This is a genomic window from Chelativorans composti, from assembly GCF_039541695.1.
GTDB classification, from domain to species: domain Bacteria; phylum Pseudomonadota; class Alphaproteobacteria; order Rhizobiales; family Rhizobiaceae; genus Chelativorans; species Chelativorans composti.
This window is the reverse complement of sequence record NZ_BAABGS010000021.1, coordinates 51555-76415: the sequence shown is the minus strand read 5'-3', so window position 1 is coordinate 76415 and position 24861 is coordinate 51555. Positions and strand designations below refer to the sequence as shown.

The window sequence follows — 24861 nt, the reverse complement described above, 5'->3', positions numbered from 1 at the left end:
CAGGAACTGTGACAGGCCTAACCGACACTCTTCAGGCGCCTGCCTTCCGGATCACGTTCGATGGTCGGGGCGATGTCCTTCGTCCAGGCCGACACGCAGGGTATCCGCGAACGATCGACACGATAGGCATACTTGCGCGCCACGTCGACCACTTCGGCCAGTAGTCCTTCCTGAAGTGTGATCGGGTTGAGACCGAGCGCGAGGAACTGATCGTTGCGCACGATGAGGTCGTTCTCCGGCGCTTCCTTGCGCGGGTTTGGCAGGTAGGCGACCCGTGCACCGGTCAGCTTCGCGACCAGCTCGGCGAGATCGCGAACACGGTGCGTTTCGGTCATCTGGTTAAAGATCTTTACGCGGTCGCCGCGCTTCGGCGGGTTCTGGAGCGCAATCTCGATACAGCGGACCGAATCCTGGATGTGGATGAAGGCGCGCGTCTGCCCGCCCGTGCCGTGGACTGTCAGCGGATAGCCTATCGCCGCCTGGATCAGGAAGCGGTTCAACACCGTGCCGTAGTCACCGTCGTAGTCGAAGCGGTTGATGAGCTGCGGATGGAAGCGCGTCTCTTCCGTATGGGTTCCCCAGACGATGCCCTGGTGAAGATCGGTGATGCGCACGCCATCGTTCTTCGCGTAGAACTGAAAAAGCAGCTGATCCAGACACTTGGTCATGTGGTAGATCGAGCCGGGATTGGCCGGATACAGGATCTCCTGCTGTACCACCTCACCCGACGCGGCCTCGATGCCCACGTTCAGGTATCCCTCCGGGATGGCCGCGCCAATGGTGGAATAGCCGTAAACGCCCATGGTGCCGAGATGAACGAGATGGGCGTCAAGCCCCACTTCCACGATGGCGTTCAGCACATTGTGGGTGGCATTGACGTTGTTGTTGACCGTGTAATTCTTGTGCCGGTCACTCTTCATCGAATAAGGCGCGGCGCGCTGCTGGGCAAAATGAATGATCGCGTCGGGCCGGTGCTCGGCAAGCCACGCCTTCAGCCGTTCGTACTCGCTCGCCAGATTGAGCAGATGGAAATGGATGCGCCGCCCCGTCTCCTGATGCCAGACCCGCGTGCGCTCCTGGATGGAATCCATCGGCGTCAGGGACTGAACGCCGAGTTCGGTGTCGATCCAGCGCCTCGAAAGATTGTCGATGATGTGGATTTCATGGCCGCGAGCCGAAAGGTGCAGTGAGGTCGGCCAACCGATGAAACCATCCCCGCCGAGAACCGCAATCTTCATGTGTCCTCCCTTTCGTGAACAGCCGGCTCCCCGCCCCCCGACTTTTCCGTCACCATTTGTAGGCAATGCCGTTCAGTATGGAAAGTTTCGCCGCGCGCATTCTTTCGCGGCAAGGCAGTTCATCACGTCACATTACGCAACGCGATAAAGGAAAGATTTGATCATTGCGTTAACCATTCCTTAATTTTTTGGCTTGACGCGAAATCTCCGCGAATCAACGATAATTTTGCCTGAAAAAGACGAGCACATACCGATGTGAACGCATTTTTCTGGTTGCCGTAGCGGGATGAGAACCGTGTTTACCGCCGGCATCTCGGAAGGAGGCCGTGAAATGATCGCATCCGAGCTGAAGGAAGCCGGCATTTACGATGCCAATGACATGGCCAGCATTCGCGCGGTGGTCGAAGCCGTATGCGGAGAACTCGGCATCGCCCGCGACGACCGGATCGCCCGCGAACGCATCGCCACCCATATCATGCGGTCCTGGGAGGCAGGGCAACGCACTCCCCTCGACCTGGTGAGGGCGGGTCTGGACAGTTACGTGTAAGAGAATACCGGTTTCATGACAAAGCCCGGTCGCCGCCGGGCTTTTCTTTATCCTCCAGGCACATGCACACCGTACTGTTTACATGCCTTGGCTGAAACATTGCCTATTTTGCGGTCAATTGTTTTATGGATTACTCTGATGGACAAGAAAACCTCCGGGGGGGAGCCATGTGGGACTTCAGCATTGGCCGGGCGCTCGGCCTAATGGCGCAAACAGCACCCTTTATCCTGCTCAGGATCGCGGTCTATTTCGGAATTGCGGTGGGGTATGTGCTTGCAACCGGCGTCGGCGCCGGCGCCGGCTATACGTTCGGGCTGTTTGGCGATGAAGAATTCCGGACGACGAGTTCGGTCTGGGGCGGCCTGATCGGGCTCGGGCTGTTCAGCGCGGCGCTCTACTGGGCGCGGGAGTACATCCTGTATATGGTCAAGGCCGGGCACATCGCCGTGCTGGTGGAGCTGTTGGACGGCAAGCCGCTGCCCGCCGGCCAGTCGCAGGTTGCGCACGCCACCGCGGTGGTGAAGGAGCGGTTCGTCCAGGCCAACGTGCTCTTCGCAATCGACCAGTTGGTGAAGGGCGTGATCCGCGCCATCACCGGACTGGCGCGGGGGATCCTCGGCATTCTGCCGATTCCCGGCGGCAAGCAGCTCGCCGACATCATCCACGGTTTCCTGCGAGTGGCGGTGGGCTTCATCGACGAGGTGATCCTCGCCTATGCGATCCGCACCCGTTCGGCCAATCCGTGGGATTCCGCCAGGACGGCCCTCGTGCTCTACGGCCAGAATTACAAGACGTTGCTCAAGAATGCCGCCTGGCTCGCCGTCATCGTGTATGGTCTCAGCATCGTGGTCTTCGTCATCATGCTGGCACCGGCGGCCCTCGTCGTCTACCTGATGCCGGGTGCGTGGGCGGCAGGCGGCTTCATCTTCGCGCTGATCTTCGCGTGGAGCGTCAAGGCGGCGCTGCTGGAGCCCTTCGCCATCACCTGCCTGATGGAGGTCTATTTCACGACTATCGAGGGCCAGACGCCCGATCCCGAATGGGAGGCGAAGCTGGAGCAGTTGTCCGGAAAGTTCCGCGAACTCAAGGCCCGGGCGCTGGGCGCCGGGCGGCAGCAGCCCGAGGCCGGCAGTTCCGACCTGCGGCGGGCGTGAGCCGGTCTCTCCAGCTTGCCTCTATTTAGGCGCGGTGAACGGAGCGCCGGGTGCGATCCTTCCCTTAGGCGCCAACCGGACCGTCCGCTGCCATGGCCATGCAGCCGCCCCAGGCCTTGCCGTTCCCGTGGGTTCAGCTGGCGGGCCCAAGACTCTGGAAAGCCCGCCGGCTCAGCGGCGGTACCACATGCGGGCGAGCATACCATCGCGGCGGATGAACTGGTGATAAAGCGCCGCGGCAACATGTAGAAGCAGCAGAAGCACAAGCAGATTGGCACCAATGCCGTGGGGCGCACGGGGCGCAAAGTGCCGGAAATCGGGCAGCGGCAGCGCGGCTCCGCCGAAGATCACTTCGCCCGCCCCGCTCAACGCTACCATGCCGATGCCGCTCCCGACCATCACGAAGACCAGCGCATACAGCAGAACATGGACGAGTCGCGCAGTCGCCTCCTGCCACGGTGGAATACCCGCCACGGGATCTGGCTTCCGGTCCCACGCCACCCACCAAAAGATGCGGAACAGGGTCAGCAGCAGGACCAAAACCGCCGCGGGAATGTGGACGCGCAATAGCTGGACCTTGCCCGCGTCGTCCAAGCGGTCCGCCGCGTTGAAGCCAGTGCCCAGCACGATGACAATCAGAATGGCCGTCAGCCAGTGAATAGTGACCGCCACTGAGCCGTAATGATCCGCCGTGCTCTTGAGCATTGCCCTGTCTCCGGACAACCTGCCATCGACAATCTTCAATCATCGCGTGTATCGAGTCAAGGAAGCGACATGCGAACTAATCAACGCTCCTCCCGGCGAAGACCGGCCAACCCTAGAGGCAAGGCTTCCGATCTCTCGCTGAAACACCGTGGCGTGCTGGGGCGCTGCAACATCGGGCTCGGTTCCTGAGGGACGGTCGAGGAGAAGGCCCGCCGCCGCCGAAGAATACCCGCCGATAAGGGCGGTAACACGTCGGCGGCCTTCTTTGGCGGCAGGTATTCTCCTCGACCAGCTCGCCGCGTGAGCCAATGCCGATACGGCCTGACGCGCCGCAGCCGCGGCCGCGAAGATCTCAGCGCCCAGGACGTCCGGTCTTCTTCGGGCGGCGACGGCGGGCCTTTTCCTCGACCGGGTCCTCGTAGGAGCCAATGCCGATGCGGCCGCGACGCAGGATCGGGTCGTCCGGTTGGTCCGGCTGAGGCTTGCCCAGCGGCTTCTCCGTGCGGCGGACGGTCATCTCGTCCAGCGTGTTCTTGCGGAAGAGCGAGCCGCGTCCCGCAGGGACTGCATGGTCACCCGAGGTGCCCATCTCGTCGAGGTCGGGCTTGCGGAAAAGACTTGGTCTTGTGCCAGCCGGCGCAGAGTAGGTCGTCGTGGTTTTCGCGGCGGTACTAGGGCTTGCAGCCATCCCGGCTTCCGCAGCCATGCTGGCGTCACCCTCCCTGCCCTTCGCCGCATTGCGGCGGGCGGACCTGGTGTTTTCCACGCCTGCATTGCGCGCGAGGGGGGCGTCGAGGACGGCGAGTTCCAGCTCGCGCAGGCGCTTGATCTCGTCTCGCAGGCGGGCGGCCTCCTCGAAATTGAGGTCCGCGGCGGCATCACGCATGGCCTTCTCGAGATATTCGAGGTGGGCCTGCAGGTTGTTGCCGACCAGGTTGTTGACGGGCTGGCCACCGACCGACGGGATGTCGGCGCGGACGTGGTCGCGCTCGTAGACGGAGTCCAGAATGTCGCCGATGCTTCTCTTCACGCTCTCCGGCGTGATGCCGTGCGCCTCGTTGTATGCCTGCTGCTTCTCGCGGCGGCGGTTGGTCTCGGCGATGGCGCGCTCCATGGAGCCGGTCATCTGATCGGCGTAGAGAATTACGCGACCATCAACGTTACGGGCAGCGCGGCCGATGGTCTGGATGAGCGAGGTCTCGGAACGCAGGAAGCCTTCCTTGTCAGCGTCGAGAATGGCGACCAGGCCGCATTCCGGAATGTCGAGGCCCTCACGCAGCAGGTTGATGCCGACCAGGCAGTCGAAGGCGCCGAGACGCAGGTCGCGGATGATCTCGATGCGCTCGAGCGTGTCGATGTCCGAGTGCATGTAGCGAACCTTGACGCCCTGTTCGTGCAGGTACTCGGTGAGGTCCTCGGCCATGCGCTTGGTGAGCACCGTGACCAGCGAACGGTAGCCCCGCCGCGTGGTCTCCCGGATCTCGCCCAGCACATCGTCCACTTGGCTCTTGGCCGGACGGACCTCGACGGGCGGGTCGATGAGGCCGGTCGGGCGAATGACCTGCTCGGCGAACACGCCGCCGGACTGCTCCATCTCCCAGGCGCCGGGGGTCGCCGACACGCAGATGGTCTGCGGGCGCATGGCGTCCCATTCCTCGAAGCGCAGAGGGCGGTTGTCCATGCAGGACGGCAGGCGGAAGCCGTACTCGGCCAGTGTCGCCTTGCGGCGGAAGTCGCCGCGGTACATGCCGCCGATCTGCGGGATGGTGACGTGGCTCTCGTCGATGAAGACGATGGCGTTGTCCGGCACATATTCAAAGAGGGTGGGCGGCGGCTCGCCCGGCTTGCGGCCGGTCAGGTAGCGCGAATAGTTCTCGATGCCGGGGCATGAGCCGGTCGCTTCCAGCATCTCGAGGTCGAAGCGCGTGCGCTGCTCCAGGCGCTGCGCCTCCAGCAAACGACCAGCGCGGGTAAGCTCGTCGAGGCGCTGCTTCAGCTCCTCCTTGATACTCTTGATCGCCTGGTTGAGGGTCGGCCGCGGCGTCACATAGTGCGAGTTCGCGTAGATCTTGACCGACTTCAGGTCGCCGGTCTTCTTGCCCGTGAGCGGGTCAAACTCGGTGATGGCCTCGATCTCGTCGCCGAACAGCGAGATGCGCCAGGCGCGGTCCTCCAAGTGAGCCGGGAAGATCTCGATCGTGTCGCCGCGCACACGGAAGGAGCCGCGGGTGAAGTCGGCATCGCGGCGCTTGTACTGCTGCTCCACGAGGTCGGCCAGAAGCTGGCGCTGGTCCAGACGATCACCCACCTCCATCTGGAAGGTCATGGCGGTGTAGGTTTCCACCGAGCCGATACCGTAGATGCAGGAGACCGAGGCGACGATGATCACGTCATCGCGCTCCAGCAGCGCGCGAGTGGCCGCGTGGCGCATGCGGTCGATCTGCTCGTTGATCGAGGATTCCTTCTCGATATAGGTATCCGTGCGCGGGACGTAGGCCTCCGGCTGGTAGTAATCGTAGTAGGAGACGAAGTACTCGACCGCGTTGTTCGGGAAGAAGGACTTGAACTCGCCGTAGAGCTGAGCCGCAAGCGTCTTGTTGTGCGCGAGGATGATCGCCGGGCGCTGCGTCGCCTCGATCACCTTCGCCATGGTGAAGGTCTTGCCGGAACCGGTAACGCCCAGAAGTACCTGGGTGCGTTCATTGCTCTTCAGACCTTCCACCAGATCCTGAATGGCCTGCGGCTGGTCGCCGGCGGGCTTGTAGTCGGTGACCATGCGGAAGGGAATGCCGCCCTCCGTCTTCGGCGGACGGGCAGGCCGGTGCGGCTTCCAGTTGGCCCTGAGGTTCGGGTCTCCCCCTTCGATCAGACGGGTTAGCGCCGCCACGGTGGCGGTTACGCCGCTGCCCGGGGTGAGCGACTCCGCTTCTTCCAGAGATATGTCAAGGCCGGGCACGGGGTTGAGGCCGGCGGCCGCGCGCTCCCGCGCCGTGGCGGCGCCCCCCATGGAGGTGCCGCGGGCCGTGCGGCCCGGCGCCGTCGAGCGCTCAAGCGCCTTCTTTACCGATTTCGCGGCAGACTTCGGGGACGACGCCTTTGAGGAGGCAGACTGTCCCGACGCGGATTTCCTCTCCCGTGCGGGGGGGGCAACAGGCTCTTCCGCCGCACGCGTTATCTCTTCCGCCCAGTCGGAGATGGATCCGGACAACGTAATGCCCGAGAGCGGCGGTTGCGGTTGTTCCGCGAAGCCGGAGACTTTCTTGGGAGAGGATGATTTAGCCATGCGCGGAATATGGGGACTTAACACGGAAATGGAAAGGGGCTGAGGGAGCCCACCCCCAGCCTCGGCCAATCCTGCTGACAGCAGGGTGTCAGTGCCGACACTCCTTCAGCGCCTCTTCGATCAGTTCCCTGCCGCCAGCCAGGGCGAACAGCGCGTAGGTCTCGTAGGGCGAGTCATCGGCAGCGTTTTCCGGCAGGAGATCGAAGCGCAGCAAAAGCTCCGAGCCGTTGAGCAGGGCCTCAATGAACTCCTCGTCGATATCGGCCAGATAGTTGTCCTCGGCCGGGCCCTCCGAAAGGAGGATCACCGCGTCGCCGGAGCCGGCAGCCACAAGCGGAAATTCCGAGCCGTCGATCACGGCCAGGATGCGGCCGCGCTCGTAGAAATAGTCAGGCTCTCCCCTGCCGTCCTTCGTCAGCACCGGCCCATGCTCCGCAAAAACGGCAATGTGATAGGGATCGCCGCAGCCGATCTCGAGCTGAAGGATATTGCTGCTCGTGACCGCGGGCGGCGTGATCGCCATTCCATTTTCCAGTTCCCAGCGGGCAGCATGGGCGGTGGAGGCCACGGCAACGATGAGGAAAGCAACCGACAAACGTTTCAGAAGATCGAGGCTTGTTCGGATCGTCGTCATGACACATGTCCCGCCTAGGTTGCGATCTAATCCGGAATGTCCTGCGGATGCAGGAAGTGAGTGAGCCGTGCCGCGTAAGGGTTAAGGTGTTCCCAGGGACCGTCAAATTCAAACCGGGCCAGCCCCGCAGCCGGAAACGGCAAGCGAAGTCGCCGGACCGCCTCCGGCTCCGAGTCATCGCCACAGAGCCGCAGTGCCAGCTCGTGCATCGAGGGATTGTGTCCGACGACCGCCAGGGAGCTCACATCGTCGGAGATGGTACGGATGAGATCGAGAATGCGGCCCGCGGTTGCATCATAGAGGCGGTCGGCGAACACCGCCTGCGGGGCACGATCCCCGACGCCCTGGGACACTCCTGCCCAGGTCTGGCGCGTACGTACCGACGAGGACACGAGTGCCTGCTGCGGTATCCACCCCCTGCCCGCGAGAGCCTGACCAAGACGCAGCGCGATGTCGTGCCCGCGCGCGGAAAGCGGACGTCCGATGTCGTCCCCGGTGGGACTCTCGTTCAAAGCCTCGGCATGGCGCAACAACAATAGTTCGCGCACGTCTGGCACTCCAATCGTCAGCCGGTCCGATGACCCGCCGACGCCGATCATCTGAAGTTCGCTACCACAATGCTTGCTTAAACGTAAGTCTGCAACTGCTGACAACGCCGCCGGCAAACCCGCCACAATACCGGTCCAAACGGGATCGCGCGGGAGACGGCGGGCGGGAATGGAAAAGCGGGAGCCTCCCCCTCCTGCGGGAATTTCCGACAAGAAAAAGCCCCCGACAGATCATGCCGGGGGCGGAACGGTTGCGGTCGATCAGCCCCGTATGGCGCGCGCAGCACCGATCAGGATGCACGCACCTATGAAGCCGGCAATCAGATAGCCGAGCCAGCCGCCGAACGAAACGCCCAGCAACCCGAAGAGAAAGCTGGCGACCGCAGCTCCAACAATACCGAGAACAATATTCATGAAGATTCCGGTATCGCTCTTCATGAAATTGGATGCAATCCAACCTGCCAGTCCGCCAATAATGATGGCGGCAATCCAGCCAATACCTGCGTCGTCCATGTGATTTCACTCCCTCCTGCTGAAACCTGTCCATTCAGACACAACGGAAATATTTAGCAAGCCAAATAACGAGGAATTTCGTCCTTCCCTAAACACTTGCTTTTCCGGCGATTTTAACGCGCAGGCGGCCGATTGGTTTCAATCGGGCGGAGCATCGGGAAAGATTTTTCAGGATCAGGCGAGAAAAGGCGGCCTGATCAAATGCCCGAGAGGTCCGCCAAAACCTCCGCCACAACGCGGCAACGATTTACGACGGTGCGCTCACGGCATCTGCGCCCCAAATGCGGAAGGGCTCTCCTCGTGCTGGATCGTCCGGCGTCGAACAAAAGGGCAAGCATCCCCTTTCCCAAGGCCGGGAAACGACACCAAGCCCCTCCGTCAACGGGAGAGCCTGTTGCCTCTCAAAGTGTTTCAAGGAAATCTGCCTGCCGGAAGCTGCCCCCGTCGCCAGAGCGGCGGGAGCGATCTCCGACTATCCCGAAACCGAGTCAGCAGAGACGCGCCCCGTTCGGCACCGGCCGGTCGACATTGGCCAGCACGATGGCGCCGGTCTCATCGGCAAAACCGAGCGTAAGAACTTCGGAGATGAACTTCCCGATCTGGCGCGGCGGGAAATTCACCACGGCCATGACCTGGCGCCCGATAAGCTGCTCAGGCGTATAATACGCGGTAATCTGGGCAGATGATTTCTTGACGCCGATTTCCGGACCGAAATCGATCTGCATCTTGATGGCGGGCTTGCGCGCTTCCGGGTAAGGTTCGGCATGAATTACCGTTCCGGCGCGGATATCCACCTTCAGAAAGTCGTCGAAGACGATCTGCGGCGCAAGTGTCTCGCTCATGGTTCCCCCGTGTTATTGCAATCGTTGGAGCCTTGTAGCGCAATCCGGCCCCGCCTGCCAAACCGCCGAAATGAACAGGCCACCGCTTCAGCAGCGCCGTAGATTGGCATCAGCCATCTCCCTACCCTGCTCCAACGTGACCACGGCGGAAAGAAGGGCCGAGGACAAACGTCCCAGCCACGCCAAGACGGTGGACTGCCCGAGGCAGGCCGTGGGGACGAGATGATTGCTACAGGAAACCTCTTTGGCCCGGTGTGCACCCCTCCGCCGTGCCAATCTGTTTCCGCCCCTCACCCCGAGCCGATTGCGTGAAGGGCGATGCCGGGCTCAGGCGGTTCCGGAAACCTCGAAAAGGACGCTCTTCAGCGCCTCCTGGGCCGTCGTGTCGGACCAGGTCACGTACTGGAACGCCTGATAGTAGGCCTCGCAAGCCTCCAGGGCGCTCTTGAGCATCACTTCCACCTGATGCCCCGTCGGCTCCAGCCCGCCCGGCAGCATGAGCGCCTGGCGGAACATGATCACGCCTTCGCGCTCCCAGTGGTCGAAATGGCCGAAGAGCATCTGCTCATTCACCAGGGAAATGAGGCGCATGACCTCAAGCTGACGGCCCGCCGGAACCTTGAGCTCAAACGCACAGGCTATGTGGAGCGCCTCGAACTCCTCCATCCAAGAGAACGAAACCTGGTAATCCGTCCACGTGCCCGCGACGGAAATCGAGATTTCGTCTTCCCCGTTGCGCTCAAAGCTCCAGTCGTTTGTGCTTGCCACATGCTCGATAATGTCCACTGGGTGGGCATCTCTGGCGATGTCAAATTCAACAAGGCTCATATAATTCGTTATCCCGTTTTGCCGGAGCGCACGCAGGCACGCCCCGCCTTATGACCGGCAGCTTCAACTCACGACACAAACTCTGTGCACGAAGCGGAGCGAGAGGAGACACAATACAAACGGGCTCCGCCCCAACCCGACGCATATCGAATCATGCAGTGTTTTCAGTGTATTGAAGCGAGAGTCCGTGAACAGCCCCTTTTTTGCTTATGGAGGGTTATGTATGTGGATATTGGCTACCGTAACGGGACTTCAGAGGAACCCTAAGCGACTCTCGCAGAACGCTTTTTCAGGACTGTTCACAGGCGCGCGGGATAACGAAAATTTTTCCTCAGACTTCTGAATTTTCGCTCTTCGGAGCAATCTGGGCGAGCTTTTCTTCCAGAGCCGTCACGCGGGCAGCGAGAATCGCGTTTTCTTCACGCGCCTTGACGGCCATGTCGCGCACGGCATCGAACTCTTCCCTCTTCACGAGGTCCATCGAGTTGAGAAGGCGCTCGATCTGACTGCGGAAGACCGCTTCAAATTCCTGGCGCACGCCCTGGGCGGCGCCCGCCGCGTCCGTCACCAATTTCGCGAATTCATCGAGGATACGATTGGGGCCGTTAGTCATGGTGGTTTTCTCCTGATCCTGACGTGCAAGTAGGGCCGAAAAGCATTGAATGCAAGGCCGCCAGACGGCTGCAACCACTCAGGCTTTACCAGACGTTACCGGCCGGGAGGCCCGGCGCCTTGACCGCGTGCGGCGGGTTGATCATAGGCTGAAGGAAGGCCATAAGCTTCCTGCACACGGAAACCGGAGCCACCGACTTGAGCGACTACCTCCTGCTACACCTGGCGGCATTGCCGTTTCCCAACATCGATCCCGTCATCGTTCAGATCGGACCGCTCGGCATCCGGTGGTACGGGCTGGGATACATCGTCGGCATCTTGTTCGCCTGGTGGTATGCCAAGCGGATGGTGAACACGCCGGCCTTGTGGGCCAACAACGCACCGCCCATGAAGCCCATCGACCTTGACGACTTCGTGGTGTGGGCCGCGATCGGCGTGATCGTGGGCGGAAGGATCGGCTATGTGCTGTTCTACGACCTGCAAAGGTTCCTCGCCAATCCGGTTTCGCTGATCGAGGTGTGGAATGGCGGCATGTCCTTCCACGGCGGTCTCATCGGAACAATTCTGGCGATGGTGCTGTTTGCTCGCCGCAGGAAGATCAATCCCTGGAGCATGATCGACGTGGTAGCGGCCACCGCACCGGTCGGACTTGGCCTCGTGCGCATCGCCAATTTCATCAATTCCGAGTTGTGGGGAAGGCCCACCGACATGCCGTGGGGCATCGTGTTCCCGGATGGAGGTCCCCTGCCCCGCCATCCCAGCCAGCTCTACGAAGCCTCGCTGGAAGGGCTGGCGCTGTTCCTCGCGCTGCGGGTGCTCACGCACCGCTTCCACATGTTGAAGCGCCCGCGGTTCGTCGGCGGCGCCTTCGTGTTCGGCTACGGGCTGGCGCGCATCTTCGTCGAGTTCTTCCGCGAGCCGGATGCACACATCGGGTATCTCGCCGGCGGCTGGCTGACGATGGGCATGGTGCTGAGCCTGCCAATGGTGCTCATCGGCCTGTGGGCGATGCTCAGCGCCCCGCGGCCTGAGCCTGCGGCAGCAGAGCAGCACTGAACCCGCTGGGAGCAGGTGAGGCGTGACGAAACTGAAGGAAAAGCTCAAGCGGCTGATCGAGGCTACAGGGCCCATCAGCGTGGCCGAGTACATGGCGCACTGCCTGCTCGACCCCGAGTTTGGCTACTACACGACGCGGGAGCCGTTCGGGACGGAAGGCGACTTCATCACCGCGCCGGAAATCAGCCAGATGTTCGGCGAGCTGATCGGCGTGTGGATCTATTCCCGGTGGAAGTCTGCCGGATCGCCGCGCAATCCCATCATCGCCGAGATCGGTCCCGGCCGCGGCACGTTGATGAAGGATCTCCTGCGCACCGTGAGCCGCCTCGACCCCGCTTTCGCGCGTGAGGCCCGTTTCGCGCTGGTGGAAGCAAGCAGCCGGCTGATCGAGGTGCAGAAGCGGACGCTGGCGGAAGCCGCCCGCACCATTTCCCTCGAATGGTACGACCGGTTTGGGGCCCTGCCATTGGGGCCTCTGTTCATCGTCGGCAATGAACTGTTCGATGCGCTGCCGATGCGGCAGTTCGTGAAGACGGCGAATGGCTGGCGCGAGCGGGTCGTGGGCCTCGACGAACAGGGAGAGCTCGCATTCTTCGCCGGTGCGGCCGGGCTCGACGCCAATGCGCTTCCACCCGGCGTAACCGGGACCCCGGAAGGCTCCGTCATGGAGATTTCACCGGCGCGGGAGGCGCTGATGGACGTGATCGCCGAGCGGCTCGGCCGCCAGGGAGGCGCCGGTCTGTTCATCGATTACGGTTACGAGCGCAGCGGCGTGGGCGACACCCTGCAGGCGGTCCGCCGACATGCCTATGACGACGTGCTGGCGCACCCGGGCGAGGCCGACGTCACGTCCCATGTGGACTTCGAGGCGCTTGCCCGCGTCGCCCGCAGGCATGGCCTCGCAACGGCGCTCACAACGCAGGGCGATTTCCTGCTCGGGCTCGGATTGCTCGAGCGCGCCGGGCGGCTTGGCGCAGGCAAGAGCAAAACCGTGCAGGAATCGATCCGCGACGCGGTCGAACGCCTCGCCGGGCCGGACCAGATGGGCACCCTGTTCAAGGTGCTGATGGTGACCAACAACCCGTTCTGATCCATCCGACCACATGCCGGAACAGCGAGCCGCTTCGCAGATCCTGACGGCTACTGCATATCCTGTCACGATCCATCAACGAAGTTTTCGCGCCAGACGATTCCGCGCGCAATGATTTTATGGCAAGAAGGTCAACCGCACAACGAAACACTTCTGCAAAACCATTTGTATGGGGGCCGGGCTGCATGAAAGGAGTCAGATCCTTCGGTAAAAGCTTTTCTGCAACAACGAAGATATTGCTACCCGTCATATTGTCGACTGTTGCTCTTTCAGGACATTCTCAAGCTGCAGACCATTTATTCCAGCCCAAGGATGAAGGAAACCTGAGGCTTTCCGCGGGTATTGGCTATGCGTGGATACGGGCCGACGAAAGGGTTTACGCCGAGGGCGACAGGATCAGCCATCTGATCTGGAAGTCACAGACACCCGTCATTAGTGGGGAAATCGACTTCAGATCGGACACGGGGCTGACGGTGGTCGCCAGAGCCCGGGTCGGCGTCGCCGGGACCGGCAAGATGGACGACTACGACTGGATCGACGACTATTTCAAGAGTTATCGCTTCGAGGACTGGACGCACCACTCCCATCACTCCGTCGAGCTGGAGCGCTATTTCACCGGAGACATAGCGATCGGTTATGACTTTGTCCTCAACGACGACAACACTCTCAACCTGAGCGGCGGTCTGAAGTACACGAACATCAAGTTCAACAGCTACGGGGGCACCTTCACCTACAGCAAAGACGGTTTCAGGGACGTCAGCGGCACCTTTCCCGATGTGCCGAACATCTTCTACGAACAGAAGATCCCGGCTGCCTTCGCCGGCCTGCGGTGGAGCGGAACGTTCACGAATATCCGGCTCACGGCCGAGGCTCGCGCCGGCGCGACATTCCATGCGCGGGACACCGACTGGCACTGGCTGCGCCCCCTTCTCTTTCAGACCCGGCTTGAGAGTGCTCCCTTTCTGGAGCTTCGAGCCGAGATGCAACACCAACTGTCCGGGCAAGCCGCGATCTTCGCCGCGGCAGACTTCGAACGACATTTTGAAATGTTGGGAATTGACCGGGCGACGGACATGCGGACGAACCGGCGCGACCCGGACTCGGATTCCGTGGAAGGAGCGGCTTTACAGAGCTTCACTGTCTCGTTTGGCCTCAAGGTCAGGTTCTAGAGCTTCATTCCGGTACAGTTCCGGGTGAAACCTGGTTTCCTCCTGTCCCGGAACTGCGCCGACATCTGCGCTCGTCGGGCGACAGCCGCACGCAGGTGAAGACTCTGCTGGGCATCGTGACCCAGCCCGAGCCACCTTCGCGCGGGAGACGCGCCCCGTCCCCCGCCGGCCGCCTGATCCTGCTACAGAAGCGGATGCTCTTGCCGGCCGGCCGCCATGCGGTCGAACGAACGCCTTGCCCCCCGATGGACATCCCGTTCAGGCGCCGATCCTGAACCAAAACCCGCTCTGATCCACTCTCGCCTGGCGTTCCAGGTAAAACGCACACAGCTTTTTCCGAGGCGTCTGCGCGCCTGGACAATGAATGCTTGCACGGCAAAACAAATTAGAATACCAGAGGTATTTATGATGTTGTTTTTTTAATATAATCAGAAACATACTATTACAAAATAATATATAATGCGAAAAATTCTTAAAACAATTATTTTTACAATTGCACTTTCGGAAGGCGCCCACGCCGCTGACTACAGCCCCCGCCCCGCGAATACTTGGGGCATCGAGGATGTGAGAACAGCCTATGAGATCGGCTATTCATGGATTCGGGCTGACGAGAAGGTTTATGTGGACGGGGACAGAATTAGCCACCTGATCTGGAAATCCCAGATGCCGGTCTTCATTGGCGGGATTGACTTCAGATCTACGTCAGGACTGACGGTGGACGTCAGATCCCGGATCGGCCTGTTCGCGACCACCCGCATGGACGATTATGACTGGCTGTCCAACAAACCCCAGTTCAGAAGTTTCCGCTTTGAAGAGTGGACGGATTATTCCCATCACGAAGCCGTGGACGTCGAACGGTACTTCGACGCCGATCTCGCCTTAGGGCAGGATTTCAACGTAGGCCATGCCCAGAGGATCAACCTGCATGGCGGCCTGAAATATGCGACCATCAAGTTCAATTGTTACGGAGGAAGATATATTTACAGCCGTAACGATTTCAGGGACTTTACCGGGTCCTTCCCGGATATGCTGGGGGTGACCTACGAACAACGGATCCCTGCCGCATTCATAGGCGCAAGCTGGGCCGGCGAGTTCGCACAAACACTTATCACCATCCAGGCACGGTTGGGCGCCACCGTGGGCGCGCAGGACGCTGACCGCCACTGGCGCCGCCAGGTGATCTACAGCACGGATTACAATAATGCCCGTTTCGTGCAGATCAGGGGCGAGGTTCACCACTAGCTGTCCCCTCAGGCGACAATGTTTGCTGCGGCGCAGTTCGAGAGATTCGACGAGATGGCAGGCAACTTCTGGGTAACGGACCTGCAGGAGAATTTCACAACGCAGAGTCACGGCACCGGGGGAGCAGCGTTAAAGAACCTCACGGTATCGTTCGGACTGAAGGTGGGGTTCTAGCGCCGCCGCCGGCGGAGGGGTATTGGCCGCCGCCGGGGCGAAACCCCGGCAACATTTGCTTGAGACAGGCGCTTTGGGGATCTGGCAGACAACGCACGCGGAGGAACCCCTCCTCCGGGAGAACGGTCTCTCCCTACGGCTGCCTCGCCCTTGCCCACATCTCAGTCCCATCTGCCGGATTGACAGCCGGACACCCCTGCCCCACGATCCCGCGCTTGTGAGGAAAAGCTGGAGCGGTTGATGCAGGATGCCTTGAAACCGGAGCCAATCCGGTCGCCAGAGCTGGATGTTCGGGGAATCCGCCATGGCTTCTTCACCCGAAACGGCGGCGTTTCGGGCGGGCTTTACGCAAGCCTGAACGTTGGCCTGGGCTCCTCCGATGCGCGCGAACTGGTCCTTGAAAACCGTCGCCGCGTCGCGGCGGCAATGGGGGTCGGGGCGGACCGGCTGTGCACCGTCTACCAGTGCCATTCGCCGGACGTGGTGACCGTCAGCCAGCCCGTCGGCGCCCAGGAGATGAAGGCGGACGCCATGGTCACCGCCACACCCGGCCTTGCACTTGGCGTGCTCACCGCCGACTGCGGCCCCGTGCTGTTCGCTGACGCCGAAGCGGGCGTGATCGGCGCGGCGCACGCCGGCTGGAAGGGCGCGGTCGGCGGCGTGCTGGAGAACACCGTGGCGGCCATGGAACGCCTGGGCGCCAAACGCAGTCGCATCATTGCCGTGCTGGGACCTTCCATTTCACAACGGAACTACGAGGTCGGGCCAGAGTTCATCGAGCGGCTCACCGCGGAAAGCCCTGCCAACGACGCCTACCTGGCGCCTTCGGGGCGGGAGGGACATGCCCTGTTCGACCTCAACGCATATACCATCGACCGCCTGAGCCGCGCCGGAGTCACCGCCTCGTGTCTCGGGCGCTGCACCTATGCGGAGGAAGACCTGTTCTTTTCCTACCGCCGCACGACCCACAGAGGTGAACAGGACTACGGCCGACAGATCTCGGTCATTGTATTGGGAGACAGTTGATGGGGTTGCACTTTGACCGTGCGGAATTCGACGCGAGACGCGATCGCCTCCTGATCGAGATGGCAGAGCGCAAGCTCGACGCCATCCTGCTTTTTGCCCAGGAGAGCATGTACTGGCTGACGGGCTACGATACGTTCGGCTTCTGCTTCTTCCAGTGCCTGGTGGTCAAGTCGAACGGCGAGATGGTCCTGCTCACGCGCTCGGCCGACCTGCGCCAGGCGCGGCACACCTCCATCATCGAGAACATCGTCCTCTGGAACGACCGGCACGGCGCCAACCCAGCGGCCGACCTGCGCAACCTGCTGAACGATCTCGACCTTCTCGGCATGAGGATCGGCGTCGAATATGACACGCACGGCCTCACGGGCAGGAATGCGAGAGCGCTCGACGAGCAGCTCCAGACCTTCGCCAAGGTTGAGGACGCCTCGTCCATCGTTCCCAAGCTGCGGCTCGTGAAGAGCCCGGCAGAGATCGAGAAGGTGGTCCGGGCGGCCGAGCTTTCGGACGAAGCGTTCGACGCCGGCCTCAAGGTGATCAAGGCCGGCGCGGACGAAGCCGCCATTCTGGCGGCAATGCAGGGCGCCGTGTTCGCCGGCGGCGGCGACTATCCGGCCAACGGTTTCATCATCGGCTCGGGACCGGATGCCCTGCTCTGCCGCTACAAGGCAGGACGGCGCAAGCTGACGAAAAACGACCAGCTGACGCTCGAATGGGCGGGCGTCTACCACCACTACCACGCACCGATGATGCAGACCGTGCTCACCGGCAAGGTCTCCAAGGCCCACCAGGAGCTCTATGAGGGCGCTGCTGCAGCGCTGGCGGCGGTGGAAAAGGTGCTGACCCCTGGCAACACGTTCGGCGATGTTTTCGAGACCCATGCCAAGGTAATGGAGGCGCACGGCCTCACCAAGCATCGTCTCAACGCCTGCGGCTACTCGGTGGGAGCCCGGTTCGCCCCGTCGTGGATGGAGCCGCAGATGTTCTACTCAGGCAACCCGGAGCCCATCGGACCGGACATGACGCTGTTCGCACACATGATCATCATGGATTCCGAGCAGGGCTGCGCCATGACCCTCGGCCGCACCTATCTCACCACGACGGGAGAACCTCGCCGCCTGTCACGATACGGCCTTGATCTGATTGTCAAATAAGCGTTCGAGGGGTGATGTCGCAGGAATGTTGGAGCGGGGGCTTTAGCGCATGAAGCGACTGTATCTGACCAGCTGCCTGGTGGTGGCCAGTCTCGTTCTGACCGCGTGTTCCGGAACCGAAGCCATCAACCTGAACAAGGAGAACGGCGAGGCGGGTGCCGAGACGTCCACCGCGCCAGATGCTGCTGCGGGAACGGCTGATGCCGCCATGCCAACACAGTCCACCCCCGCCAACCCGCAGGCTGCGGCGGCAGCCATCGCAGTCGCCAGGGTGCATTTCGCCTCGGCGCTGGGAACGCCGGCCGAGGCGCTCTCGCCCCTACAGAATGGCCTCAACCAGCGGGCCCGCGAACGGGGTCTTTCGATCGAAACCTCCGACAAGGCGACGCTCGTCGTGAACGGCTATTTCTCGACCGTTGACGAGGATCGTCAGACGCTCGTCATCTATGTGTGGGACGTGACCGACAAGGCTGGCAACCGTCTGCACCGCCTGCAGGGCCAGGAGAGAGTGAGCGGCAACGACTCCGGATGGCAGGCAGTGGACGCCGAGACCATGACCCGGATCGGCCAGAAGACGGTGGACGGTCTGCTCGATTGGCTGTCCCGCAGCAGGACATGAGCCCCAGCGGCCGGCTCCGCATCGGCGACGTCGCGCGTCCTGGTCGCGCCGCGGCGGAACCCGGAGCGCACCGCACACATTTTGAGACGTGACGAGAAAGTCACGGCTGCTATGCAATAGGGGATTTTTGGAACGCAAAGCTTGCATTGCCGCTCTTTGGCGGTAAAAGCGCCCTCAACGAAGGCAGTTGCCGAGGATATCTCCCATGAAGCTCTTTGCGGGCAATTCAAACCGGGTGCTTGCGGAAGCCGTTGCCCGATACCTGAACATTCCCCTGGGCCAGGCCGTTGTGAAGCGGTTCGCAGACCAGGAAATCTTCTTTGAAATCAAGGAAAATGTGCGCGGCCAGGATGTGTTCATCCTGCAGTCGACGTCCTATCCGGCCAATGACCACCTGATGGAGCTGCTGATCATGATCGACGCCTTCCGTCGGTCGTCGGCTCGCCGCATCACGGCGGTCATCCCCTATTTCGGATACGCACGGCAGGATCGTCGCACCTCTGGCCGCACGCCGATTTCCGCCAAGCTGGTCGCCAACCTCATTACTCAGGCCGGCGCTGACCGCGTGCTGACGCTCGACCTGCACGCCGGACAGATCCAGGGGTTCTTCGACATCCCGACGGACAACCTGTTCGCCGTCCCGGTCATGGCCCGCGACGTCAAGGTCAACTACAAGGCCGAGAACGTCATGGTGGTTTCGCCGGATGTAGGCGGCGTGGTGCGCGCCCGCTCGCTGGCCAAGCGCATCGACGCCCCGCTCGCAATCGTCGACAAGCGTCGTGACCGTCCCGGCGAGTCCGAGGTGATGAACATCATCGGTGACGTGAAGGGCCGCGACTGCATCCTGGTGGACGACATCGTCGACTCCGGTGGCACGCTCTGCAACGCCGCCGAGGCGCTGCTCGAGAACGGCGCGACGAGCGTCACCGCCTACATCACCCACGGCGTGCTGTCGGGTGCCGCGGTCTCGCGCATCACCAGCTCGAAGCTCAAGGAGCTTGTCATTACCGACTCGATCCAGCCGACTTCTGCGGTCGAGGCCGCGCCGAACATCCGCGTGATGACCATCGCCGACCTGATCGGTGAAGCCATCCTGCGCACGGCCTCCGAACAATCGGTGTCCAGCCTGTTCGACTGACAGGCCGAACCGCGAGATCGGCGCGGACGAAGTTAAGTCCGCTGCCGAACTGCTGATGGGCCGGCTGGCGCGAACGCCGCGCGAACCGAAACCGACCAAGAAGTCGACAGCAAGGAAGCCCGCCAAGTAAGGCGGGCTCTTTCAATGGAATGCCAATGATTATCCGCTCGAACTCATTTCATCTTCCGGCTCTTAAGGCCCTTGAAGGGTTCTTGAAGTGCGCCCTGACCTCCGCTTTGGCGACATCCATCGCCTTGGCCTTCACGTCTCCGAAACGCCCGAACTCCTGCCCGCAGGATTTGCATTTAGCAATGGAGTCATCGGTATAGTCGTCAGGGCGTTCGAGAACGGTTCCGCCGCATTTGAGGCATTCAAACTTAATAGTGATCTGGTCGCCTGACATCGATAGCCCCCGTCTCCATCAGTGATGGGGACGGTGACCCTCAATCGCCTGTTTGTAAAGTGTATAATCGCTTTTCTTACGTATTCTCGTCCCGCCCAGACATTTCCAAGCAGTTCGCAAAGGCGCTGACGCAGCAGTCTCCCGTAATGCGCCCGTAATCCCCCCTCCCCTGTACTGATACGGCACTTAGTCTGCCCCGCATTGCGTCCTGCCAGTCCTGCCGTCACGATTCTGTCTTCCCGGTTACGAAACCAGTTGCTCCCGCACGGGGACCGGTCATCCAGCACGACCGGAAAGGCTTCAGCCTACAGCTGACATGAACTGAATACGGCAAGTATCTCAAATACATAACAGGGAGATGCGGGATAAATGATACTAAGATATCAAGATCCATCCAACAGAATTCTTTTGTTATCTTCTGTCACATTAACCAACAGCGAACACGTTGCGCCAGGAAACAAGCCAACCACAAAGACTTCTGATCTTCCTTTCAACATACACGCAGCTGCCAGTCTCCTTTACGCGGTTGTTGCTGCCAGCGGGGCGTCGGCAGCCGACCGTCACTGGGATCCAAACGGCACGGCCTCTGGGCTGGGTGGCGCCGGCGTGTGGGATACGACCTCCACAAACTGGAGCCAGAGCAGCGACGGAACCACCGGTCCGTATGTCTTGTGGAACAGTGCAGCCAATGACACCGCAATCTTCGGGGGAACAGCCGGTGCGGTCACGATCGGCGGAGCGGTCTCGACCCGCTTCCTCACCTTCCAGACCGATGGTTACAGCCTCTCCAATGGCACGCTGACATTCACGGGAACTGCACCAGCCATCACCATCAATGGAGCCGATACCCGGGTGTCCATAAGCTCAACCATCATCGGCAATGCAATCATCAGCGATCCGGAAACCAGTGATGCGCTGATCATAAGGGGCGGGGGCACGCTCGTACTGACCGGCAATACCACAACAAACGGCCTTGCACGTATTGCCGGTGCCCATGTGAGGCTGGAAGGCGGGGGGCAAATCAACGCCACCAACACGCTTCTCGCCATTGCTCTGAACGAACCCCGCGGCTCCTCCTCCCTCACGGTGACAGGGCCTGGATCGGTGCTGACAACGGGGGGCCTGCAGCTTGGTTGGATCAATCGCGACGATGAGATTTCGCTGAACATCGTCGATGGCGGGAAGCTGATCATAACGGGAAACAACTCAAACTTCTTCGGGAGGTTCGGGCCTTACGCGATGACGATCACAACGAACGTCGCCGGTCAGGGTTCGGAGCTCGATGCCTCCAATTCCGACATCTACATTGCGTTCGGGCATCACACCAACACCTTCAACGTGACAGATGGGGGAAAGGTCCGCTCACTGGGCCTGACCATCGGCGGACCGTTTCATACGGCCACCTGTCCGGTGGCACTCATCATCTCCGGGCAAGGGTCAAGCTGGGCTGTCGGCGAGGCAACAGAGGCATATCTTGGAACGATTTCTGTCGTGGATGGCGGGCGGTTTGATACCGAAAACATGGCATTCTGGACAACCGGAACGACGGCCGGGGCATCGCAAGGGATCATCTCCGGCGCTGGTTCGGAGTTCACGGTACGCAACAACCTAAGAATTGGAAGAACGGCAGCCAGAGAAGCCTCCGTAACGGTCACCAACAACGGAAAGTTGAGCGCGGGCACATTGTTCCTGGCAGAAGACGCCACCGGCGTCGGGACGCTCAATATTGGCGCAGCTGCTGGAGAAGCGGCCACGGCCTCCGGCGAAGTCATCATTCCATCCATCATTTTCGGGGAGGGCATCGGAACGATCACGTTCAACCACACCGACACCGACTACGAACTGTCATCCGCCATGTCCTCAACCGCGGACGGGCAAGGACGCATCAACATCTTGTCAGGCGTGACGCGGTTCACGGGCGACAGTTCGGCCTTTTCCGGCACGACATCCATCGAGGGGGGCGCTCTCTATGTGAACGGCAGGCTGGGCGGCCTGGTCAGCGTCGGAGCTGCCGGACGGCTGGGTGGCACGGGGGAAGTCGGAAACGTCGATAATGCCGGTATCGTCGCCCCCGGAAACAGCATCGGCACGCTGATCGTCGCCGGTGACTATGTCGGCAACGGCGGCACGATCGAGATCGAAACCGTACTGGGTGACGACACTTCGCCTACCGACATGCTGGTGGTGAACGGCAACACGTCCGGATCGACAACCGTAACCGTCATCAACAACGGCGGACTCGGTGCGCCTACCCAGGAGGGCATCAAGATCATCGATGTCGCTGGCAATTCGGACGGCGTGTTCACACTCAACGGCGACTATGTCCTCGATGGCGAACCTGCGGTTGTGGCCGGCGCCTATGCCTACCGCCTCTACAAGAACGGCATCACCGATCCAAACGATGGAGACTGGTACCTGCGTTCACAAATGACAGCCAGCGGGTCCGATCCCAATACCGGTGGAGGTTCGGGTGGTGGGAACGGTGGAAGTGGTGGTTCTGGCACAGGCGGCGGGAATGGCACGGGTGCCGGACCGAATTCAGGCTTTCGGCCGCAGCCAAGCACGGAACCGCTCTATCAGCCGGGCGTACCGCTCTACGAAAGCTACGCTGGAGTGTTGCGTGAGGTCCTCGAACCGGACACGTTGCAGCAACGCCTGGGTACACATTTCTGGGGAACCGCAACCGGCGTCTTTTCGCGTCTCGACCGGCTGGATGGCGTATGGGCACGGATTGGAGCCAGGCACGCAACCTCCGATGCCTACGGGTCCACCAGCCGAGCATCCTATGACGCCAGCAGCCGAAAACTCAGCGCCGGAGCCGACTTCAGCATGTTCGAGAACGCACTCGGCACACTGATCGGCGGCCTCTACGTCCAACACGGCACCGTCGCCTCGCAGGTCCAGTCGCCCCATGGCAACGGAACGATCGAAACGGCCGGCCTTGGTTTCGGGGCGACACTCACCTGGTATGGAGAGAATGGTTTCTACGCGGATGGCAGGGCGCTGTTCAGCCGGTTCGACAGCCACCTTCACTCCAGCACGGCGGGTCGCCGCCTTGTAAGCGACAATCGCGGCAGAGGCGAAAGCTTCAGCCTGGAACTCGGGCAACGGTTCGAACTCTCCAACGGCTGGTCGCTCACTCCGCAAGCCCAGCTCATCCATTCAACGGTGAGCTTCGACCCCTTCACCGATGCCTTTGGAGCATCCGTGAAGCTGGACACCGGCAGCTGGCTCGTTGGACGGGCAGGTATCGCAATCAACCGCGATTCCGAGTGGCAAAGTCCCAATGGCAAGCGACGCCTGCAGGTCTACGGAATTTCCAACCTCATGCAGGATATCCGAAACGAGTCGCAGGTGAATGTGGAGGGTGTTCGTTTCCTGCGGGACAAGCAGTCGCTCGACGGCGCACTGGGCATCGGCGGAACATTCAGCTGGGCGGACGGACGCTTTGCAATCTATGGTGAAGCCAATGCCAGCACCAATCTCGAGCGTATCGGCTCCGCGAATGCCTATGCCGGGACAGTGGGCTTCCGCATGAAATGGTGAAGCGAACCCTAAGCGATATCGGCTCCCCTCTCCCTCAGCAGATCTCGCAGGACGGAGCGGTGACAGCGGGCCTCGTTCTCGCAGTAGCAGCCAACGGAGAAGTTGGCGGTGCGCGAGAGGGCAGCGAGAAGGTCCAGGGTACGGCTCGCGGCCGGCTGCTTCATCTCCTTGCGAAACGCGCGGACGAAGCGATCCCACTCGGCATCCGTCCGGGCCTTCAGGGCTTCAGACACCAGGTCGGGGCTCGGGGACAGTTCAGGATACCAGACGTCATACCAGTCGTCGGCCGCGAAACGTTCCTTCGGCACGCCCCGGGGCGGACGGCGTACCGTCCCGATGCGAAGCCCCTCGTTCTCCAGCCGGGGCGTGCCGAGACGGACGATATGTACAACCATGACCTTCCTCCTGGCCGGATGCCGGTCATGCGGGGAGACAGCTCACCGTACCATTCCGGCCACGGCAATGGTGCCCAGAATCCGGTCTGCCCGCAACCTTTCGCCGCAAGCGGAATTTCCTTGAAAATGAAGGGCTCCGGCCCGTGATGCTTGCGCAAAACGACTGCGTGAGCTATAGAGCCGCGTCCACGTAGACACCCTTGGAGGCAGCGTGGATGGAAGTTCGCCCGACGGCAGGCCGTCAGGGCGGCTTTTCCGTTTCCGGGCCGGCGTGACAGTCGCCCGGGGATACTCCAGTAACCGAAAGGATAATACCATGAGCCAGAGCTCGACGCTTAAGGCTGAGCCGCGCACACGGGTCGGTAAGGGGTCCGCCCGCGCGCTTCGCCGTGAAGGAAAGATCCCAGCCGTCATCTACGGCGACAAGCAGGCCCCGCTCTCAATTACGGTTTCCGCAAACGAGATCTACCACCGCATCTATCGCGGCCATTTCACGACCACGATCGTTGACATCGAGGTCGATGGCAAGACCATTCGCGCCCTGCCGCGCGAGTACCAGATGGATCCGGTCAAGGACATGCCGCTGCACGTGGACTTCCTGCGCATCAGCAAGGGCGCCGTGGTGACCGTCGAGGTGCCGGTCCAGTTCATCAATGAAGAGCAGTCCCCCGGCCTGAAGCGCGGCGGCGTGCTGAACGTCGTGCGTCACCAGGTCGAGGTCGAGTGCCCGGCCGACGCGATTCCGGAGCACATCGTCGTGGACCTCACGGGCGTCGATCTCGGCGACTCGATCCACATTTCGGCCGTCGCGCTGCCGAAGAACGTCACGCCGACCATCACCGATCGCGACTTCACGATCGCCACGATCGCTGCTCCGGCCGGCCTCAAGTCCGAGGAAGCTGAGCAGACCGAGGATGCTGCCGAGGTCGAATAAGGCTTCGCACCGCT

The 24861-nt window shown here is 61.6% G+C and carries 23 protein-coding genes; 12 read left to right on the top strand and 11 right to left on the bottom strand.

The features are described 5' to 3' along the window. Nucleotides 1-17: 17 nt before the first annotated feature. Nucleotides 18-1238, bottom strand: coding sequence for an NAD-dependent epimerase/dehydratase family protein (locus tag ABD906_RS08825; protein ID WP_345099143.1), 1221 nt, complete (start codon nucleotides 1236-1238; stop codon nucleotides 18-20). A 331-nt stretch (nucleotides 1239-1569) separates the two neighbouring features. Here ABD906_RS08825 and ABD906_RS08820 point away from each other — a divergent pair, with 331 nt between their 5' ends. Both ABD906_RS08820 and ABD906_RS08815 read left to right on the top strand, forming a co-directional pair. Then, a complete protein-coding gene (locus tag ABD906_RS08820; protein WP_165278626.1) occupies nucleotides 1570-1785 on the top strand; it encodes a hypothetical protein in 216 nt (71 codons plus the stop codon). Between the two features lie 167 nt (nucleotides 1786-1952). Next, nucleotides 1953-2939, top strand: a complete 987-nt coding sequence (locus ABD906_RS08815; RefSeq protein WP_345099142.1) for a hypothetical protein — start codon at nucleotides 1953-1955, stop codon at nucleotides 2937-2939. Between the two features lie 171 nt (nucleotides 2940-3110). Here the strand turns inward: ABD906_RS08815 and ABD906_RS08810 are convergent, their stop codons facing one another. The 8 genes from ABD906_RS08810 to ABD906_RS08775 all read right to left on the bottom strand — a co-directional run bounded on the left by ABD906_RS08810 (nucleotide 3111) and on the right by ABD906_RS08775 (nucleotide 10905). Next, nucleotides 3111-3644 carry a cytochrome b gene (locus tag ABD906_RS08810; protein WP_345099141.1) on the bottom strand — a complete coding sequence of 178 codons (534 nt, stop codon included), beginning with the start codon at nucleotides 3642-3644 and terminating at the stop codon, nucleotides 3111-3113. A gap of 352 nt (nucleotides 3645-3996) precedes the next feature. Further along, entirely contained in the window at nucleotides 3997-6927 is a 2931-nt protein-coding gene (gene uvrB / locus ABD906_RS08805) for an excinuclease ABC subunit UvrB (RefSeq protein WP_345099140.1), read from the bottom strand. Nucleotides 6928-7015: 88 nt separating this feature from the next. Then, nucleotides 7016-7561 carry a hypothetical protein gene (locus ABD906_RS08800; protein ID WP_345099139.1) on the bottom strand — a complete coding sequence of 182 codons (546 nt, stop codon included), beginning with the start codon at nucleotides 7559-7561 and terminating at the stop codon, nucleotides 7016-7018. Nucleotides 7562-7587: 26 nt separating this feature from the next. Then, a complete protein-coding gene (locus ABD906_RS08795) occupies nucleotides 7588-8109 on the bottom strand; it encodes a SixA phosphatase family protein (protein WP_345099138.1) in 522 nt (173 codons plus the stop codon). Between the two features lie 261 nt (nucleotides 8110-8370). After that, entirely contained in the window at nucleotides 8371-8622 is a 252-nt protein-coding gene (locus tag ABD906_RS08790) for a GlsB/YeaQ/YmgE family stress response membrane protein (RefSeq protein WP_345099137.1), read from the bottom strand. Between the two features lie 488 nt (nucleotides 8623-9110). Beyond that, nucleotides 9111-9464 carry a tRNA-binding protein gene (locus tag ABD906_RS08785; RefSeq protein WP_345099136.1) on the bottom strand — a complete coding sequence of 118 codons (354 nt, stop codon included), beginning with the start codon at nucleotides 9462-9464 and terminating at the stop codon, nucleotides 9111-9113. 327 nt (nucleotides 9465-9791) lie between these two features. Next, nucleotides 9792-10292, bottom strand: a complete 501-nt coding sequence (locus ABD906_RS08780) for a type III secretion system chaperone family protein (RefSeq protein WP_345099135.1) — start codon at nucleotides 10290-10292, stop codon at nucleotides 9792-9794. Between the two features lie 331 nt (nucleotides 10293-10623). Beyond that, on the bottom strand, nucleotides 10624-10905 hold the full coding sequence (locus tag ABD906_RS08775) for an accessory factor UbiK family protein (protein WP_165278634.1): 282 nt from the start codon (nucleotides 10903-10905) through the stop codon (nucleotides 10624-10626). 197 nt (nucleotides 10906-11102) lie between these two features. Here ABD906_RS08775 and lgt point away from each other — a divergent pair, with 197 nt between their 5' ends. The 8 genes from lgt to ABD906_RS08735 all read left to right on the top strand — a co-directional run bounded on the left by lgt (nucleotide 11103) and on the right by ABD906_RS08735 (nucleotide 19569). Beyond that, nucleotides 11103-11960 (top strand): prolipoprotein diacylglyceryl transferase, encoded by an 858-nt coding sequence (lgt, locus tag ABD906_RS08770; RefSeq protein ID WP_345099134.1) that lies wholly within the window; start codon nucleotides 11103-11105, stop codon nucleotides 11958-11960. Between the two features lie 22 nt (nucleotides 11961-11982). After that, a complete protein-coding gene (locus ABD906_RS08765; RefSeq protein ID WP_345099133.1) occupies nucleotides 11983-13050 on the top strand; it encodes a class I SAM-dependent methyltransferase in 1068 nt (355 codons plus the stop codon). A 185-nt stretch (nucleotides 13051-13235) separates the two neighbouring features. Further along, nucleotides 13236-14219 carry an omptin family outer membrane protease gene (locus ABD906_RS08760; protein WP_345099132.1) on the top strand — a complete coding sequence of 328 codons (984 nt, stop codon included), beginning with the start codon at nucleotides 13236-13238 and terminating at the stop codon, nucleotides 14217-14219. 459 nt (nucleotides 14220-14678) lie between these two features. Further along, on the top strand, nucleotides 14679-15461 hold the full coding sequence (locus ABD906_RS08755; protein WP_345099131.1) for an omptin family outer membrane protease: 783 nt from the start codon (nucleotides 14679-14681) through the stop codon (nucleotides 15459-15461). Nucleotides 15462-15875: 414 nt separating this feature from the next. After that, nucleotides 15876-16661, top strand: a complete 786-nt coding sequence (gene pgeF, locus ABD906_RS08750) for a peptidoglycan editing factor PgeF (RefSeq protein ID WP_345099130.1) — start codon at nucleotides 15876-15878, stop codon at nucleotides 16659-16661. Further along, nucleotides 16661-17812, top strand: a complete 1152-nt coding sequence (locus ABD906_RS08745) for a M24 family metallopeptidase (protein ID WP_345099129.1) — start codon at nucleotides 16661-16663, stop codon at nucleotides 17810-17812. The genes pgeF and ABD906_RS08745 overlap by 1 nt, the downstream gene beginning before the upstream one ends. 49 nt (nucleotides 17813-17861) lie before the next feature. Next, nucleotides 17862-18431: a hypothetical protein gene (locus tag ABD906_RS08740; protein ID WP_345099128.1), complete on the top strand. Its 570-nt coding sequence runs from the start codon at nucleotides 17862-17864 to the stop codon at nucleotides 18429-18431. Nucleotides 18432-18636: 205 nt separating this feature from the next. Further along, complete coding sequence (locus tag ABD906_RS08735; protein WP_345099127.1) at nucleotides 18637-19569, top strand: ribose-phosphate pyrophosphokinase; 933 nt, start codon at nucleotides 18637-18639, stop codon at nucleotides 19567-19569. A gap of 178 nt (nucleotides 19570-19747) precedes the next feature. Here ABD906_RS08735 and ABD906_RS08730 read toward each other — a convergent pair whose 3' ends face one another. Then, nucleotides 19748-19972, bottom strand: coding sequence for an ECs_2282 family putative zinc-binding protein (locus tag ABD906_RS08730; RefSeq protein ID WP_345099126.1), 225 nt, complete (start codon nucleotides 19970-19972; stop codon nucleotides 19748-19750). Nucleotides 19973-20578: 606 nt separating this feature from the next. Between ABD906_RS08730 and ABD906_RS08725 the strand changes: the two genes are divergently transcribed. Then, nucleotides 20579-23518 (top strand): autotransporter family protein, encoded by a 2940-nt coding sequence (locus ABD906_RS08725; RefSeq protein ID WP_345099125.1) that lies wholly within the window; start codon nucleotides 20579-20581, stop codon nucleotides 23516-23518. An 8-nt stretch (nucleotides 23519-23526) separates the two neighbouring features. Here the strand turns inward: ABD906_RS08725 and ABD906_RS08720 are convergent, their stop codons facing one another. Further along, complete coding sequence (locus tag ABD906_RS08720; protein WP_345099124.1) at nucleotides 23527-23913, bottom strand: DUF488 domain-containing protein; 387 nt, start codon at nucleotides 23911-23913, stop codon at nucleotides 23527-23529. A 316-nt stretch (nucleotides 23914-24229) separates the two neighbouring features. On the opposite strand from ABD906_RS08720, the gene ABD906_RS08715 reads away from it, so the two are divergent. Next, the gene (locus tag ABD906_RS08715; protein ID WP_345099123.1) at nucleotides 24230-24847 is read left to right on the top strand and encodes a 50S ribosomal protein L25/general stress protein Ctc; all 618 of its coding nucleotides are present in this window, start codon (nucleotides 24230-24232) and stop codon (nucleotides 24845-24847) included. Nucleotides 24848-24861: the final 14 nt, after the last annotated feature.

Coding starts and splice junctions, on each gene's coding strand:
- ABD906_RS08755 (WP_345099131.1), top strand. CDS start 14,679: ATGCGAAAAATTCTTAAAACAATTATTTTTACAATTGCACTTTCGGAA.
- pgeF (WP_345099130.1), top strand. CDS start 15,876: ATGCAGGATGCCTTGAAACCGGAGCCAATCCGGTCGCCAGAGCTGGAT.
- ABD906_RS08790 (WP_345099137.1), bottom strand. CDS start 8,622: ATGGACGACGCAGGTATTGGCTGGATTGCCGCCATCATTATTGGCGGA.
- ABD906_RS08745 (WP_345099129.1), top strand. CDS start 16,661: ATGGGGTTGCACTTTGACCGTGCGGAATTCGACGCGAGACGCGATCGC.
- ABD906_RS08715 (WP_345099123.1), top strand. CDS start 24,230: ATGAGCCAGAGCTCGACGCTTAAGGCTGAGCCGCGCACACGGGTCGGT.
- ABD906_RS08740 (WP_345099128.1), top strand. CDS start 17,862: ATGAAGCGACTGTATCTGACCAGCTGCCTGGTGGTGGCCAGTCTCGTT.
- ABD906_RS08735 (WP_345099127.1), top strand. CDS start 18,637: ATGAAGCTCTTTGCGGGCAATTCAAACCGGGTGCTTGCGGAAGCCGTT.
- ABD906_RS08775 (WP_165278634.1), bottom strand. CDS start 10,905: ATGACTAACGGCCCCAATCGTATCCTCGATGAATTCGCGAAATTGGTG.
- ABD906_RS08800 (WP_345099139.1), bottom strand. CDS start 7,561: ATGACGACGATCCGAACAAGCCTCGATCTTCTGAAACGTTTGTCGGTT.
- ABD906_RS08820 (WP_165278626.1), top strand. CDS start 1,570: ATGATCGCATCCGAGCTGAAGGAAGCCGGCATTTACGATGCCAATGAC.
- ABD906_RS08815 (WP_345099142.1), top strand. CDS start 1,953: ATGTGGGACTTCAGCATTGGCCGGGCGCTCGGCCTAATGGCGCAAACA.
- ABD906_RS08780 (WP_345099135.1), bottom strand. CDS start 10,292: ATGAGCCTTGTTGAATTTGACATCGCCAGAGATGCCCACCCAGTGGAC.
- ABD906_RS08760 (WP_345099132.1), top strand. CDS start 13,236: ATGAAAGGAGTCAGATCCTTCGGTAAAAGCTTTTCTGCAACAACGAAG.
- ABD906_RS08720 (WP_345099124.1), bottom strand. CDS start 23,913: ATGGTTGTACATATCGTCCGTCTCGGCACGCCCCGGCTGGAGAACGAG.
- ABD906_RS08785 (WP_345099136.1), bottom strand. CDS start 9,464: ATGAGCGAGACACTTGCGCCGCAGATCGTCTTCGACGACTTTCTGAAG.
- ABD906_RS08825 (WP_345099143.1), bottom strand. CDS start 1,238: ATGAAGATTGCGGTTCTCGGCGGGGATGGTTTCATCGGTTGGCCGACC.
- ABD906_RS08810 (WP_345099141.1), bottom strand. CDS start 3,644: ATGCTCAAGAGCACGGCGGATCATTACGGCTCAGTGGCGGTCACTATT.
- uvrB (WP_345099140.1), bottom strand. CDS start 6,927: ATGGCTAAATCATCCTCTCCCAAGAAAGTCTCCGGCTTCGCGGAACAA.
- ABD906_RS08730 (WP_345099126.1), bottom strand. CDS start 19,972: ATGTCAGGCGACCAGATCACTATTAAGTTTGAATGCCTCAAATGCGGC.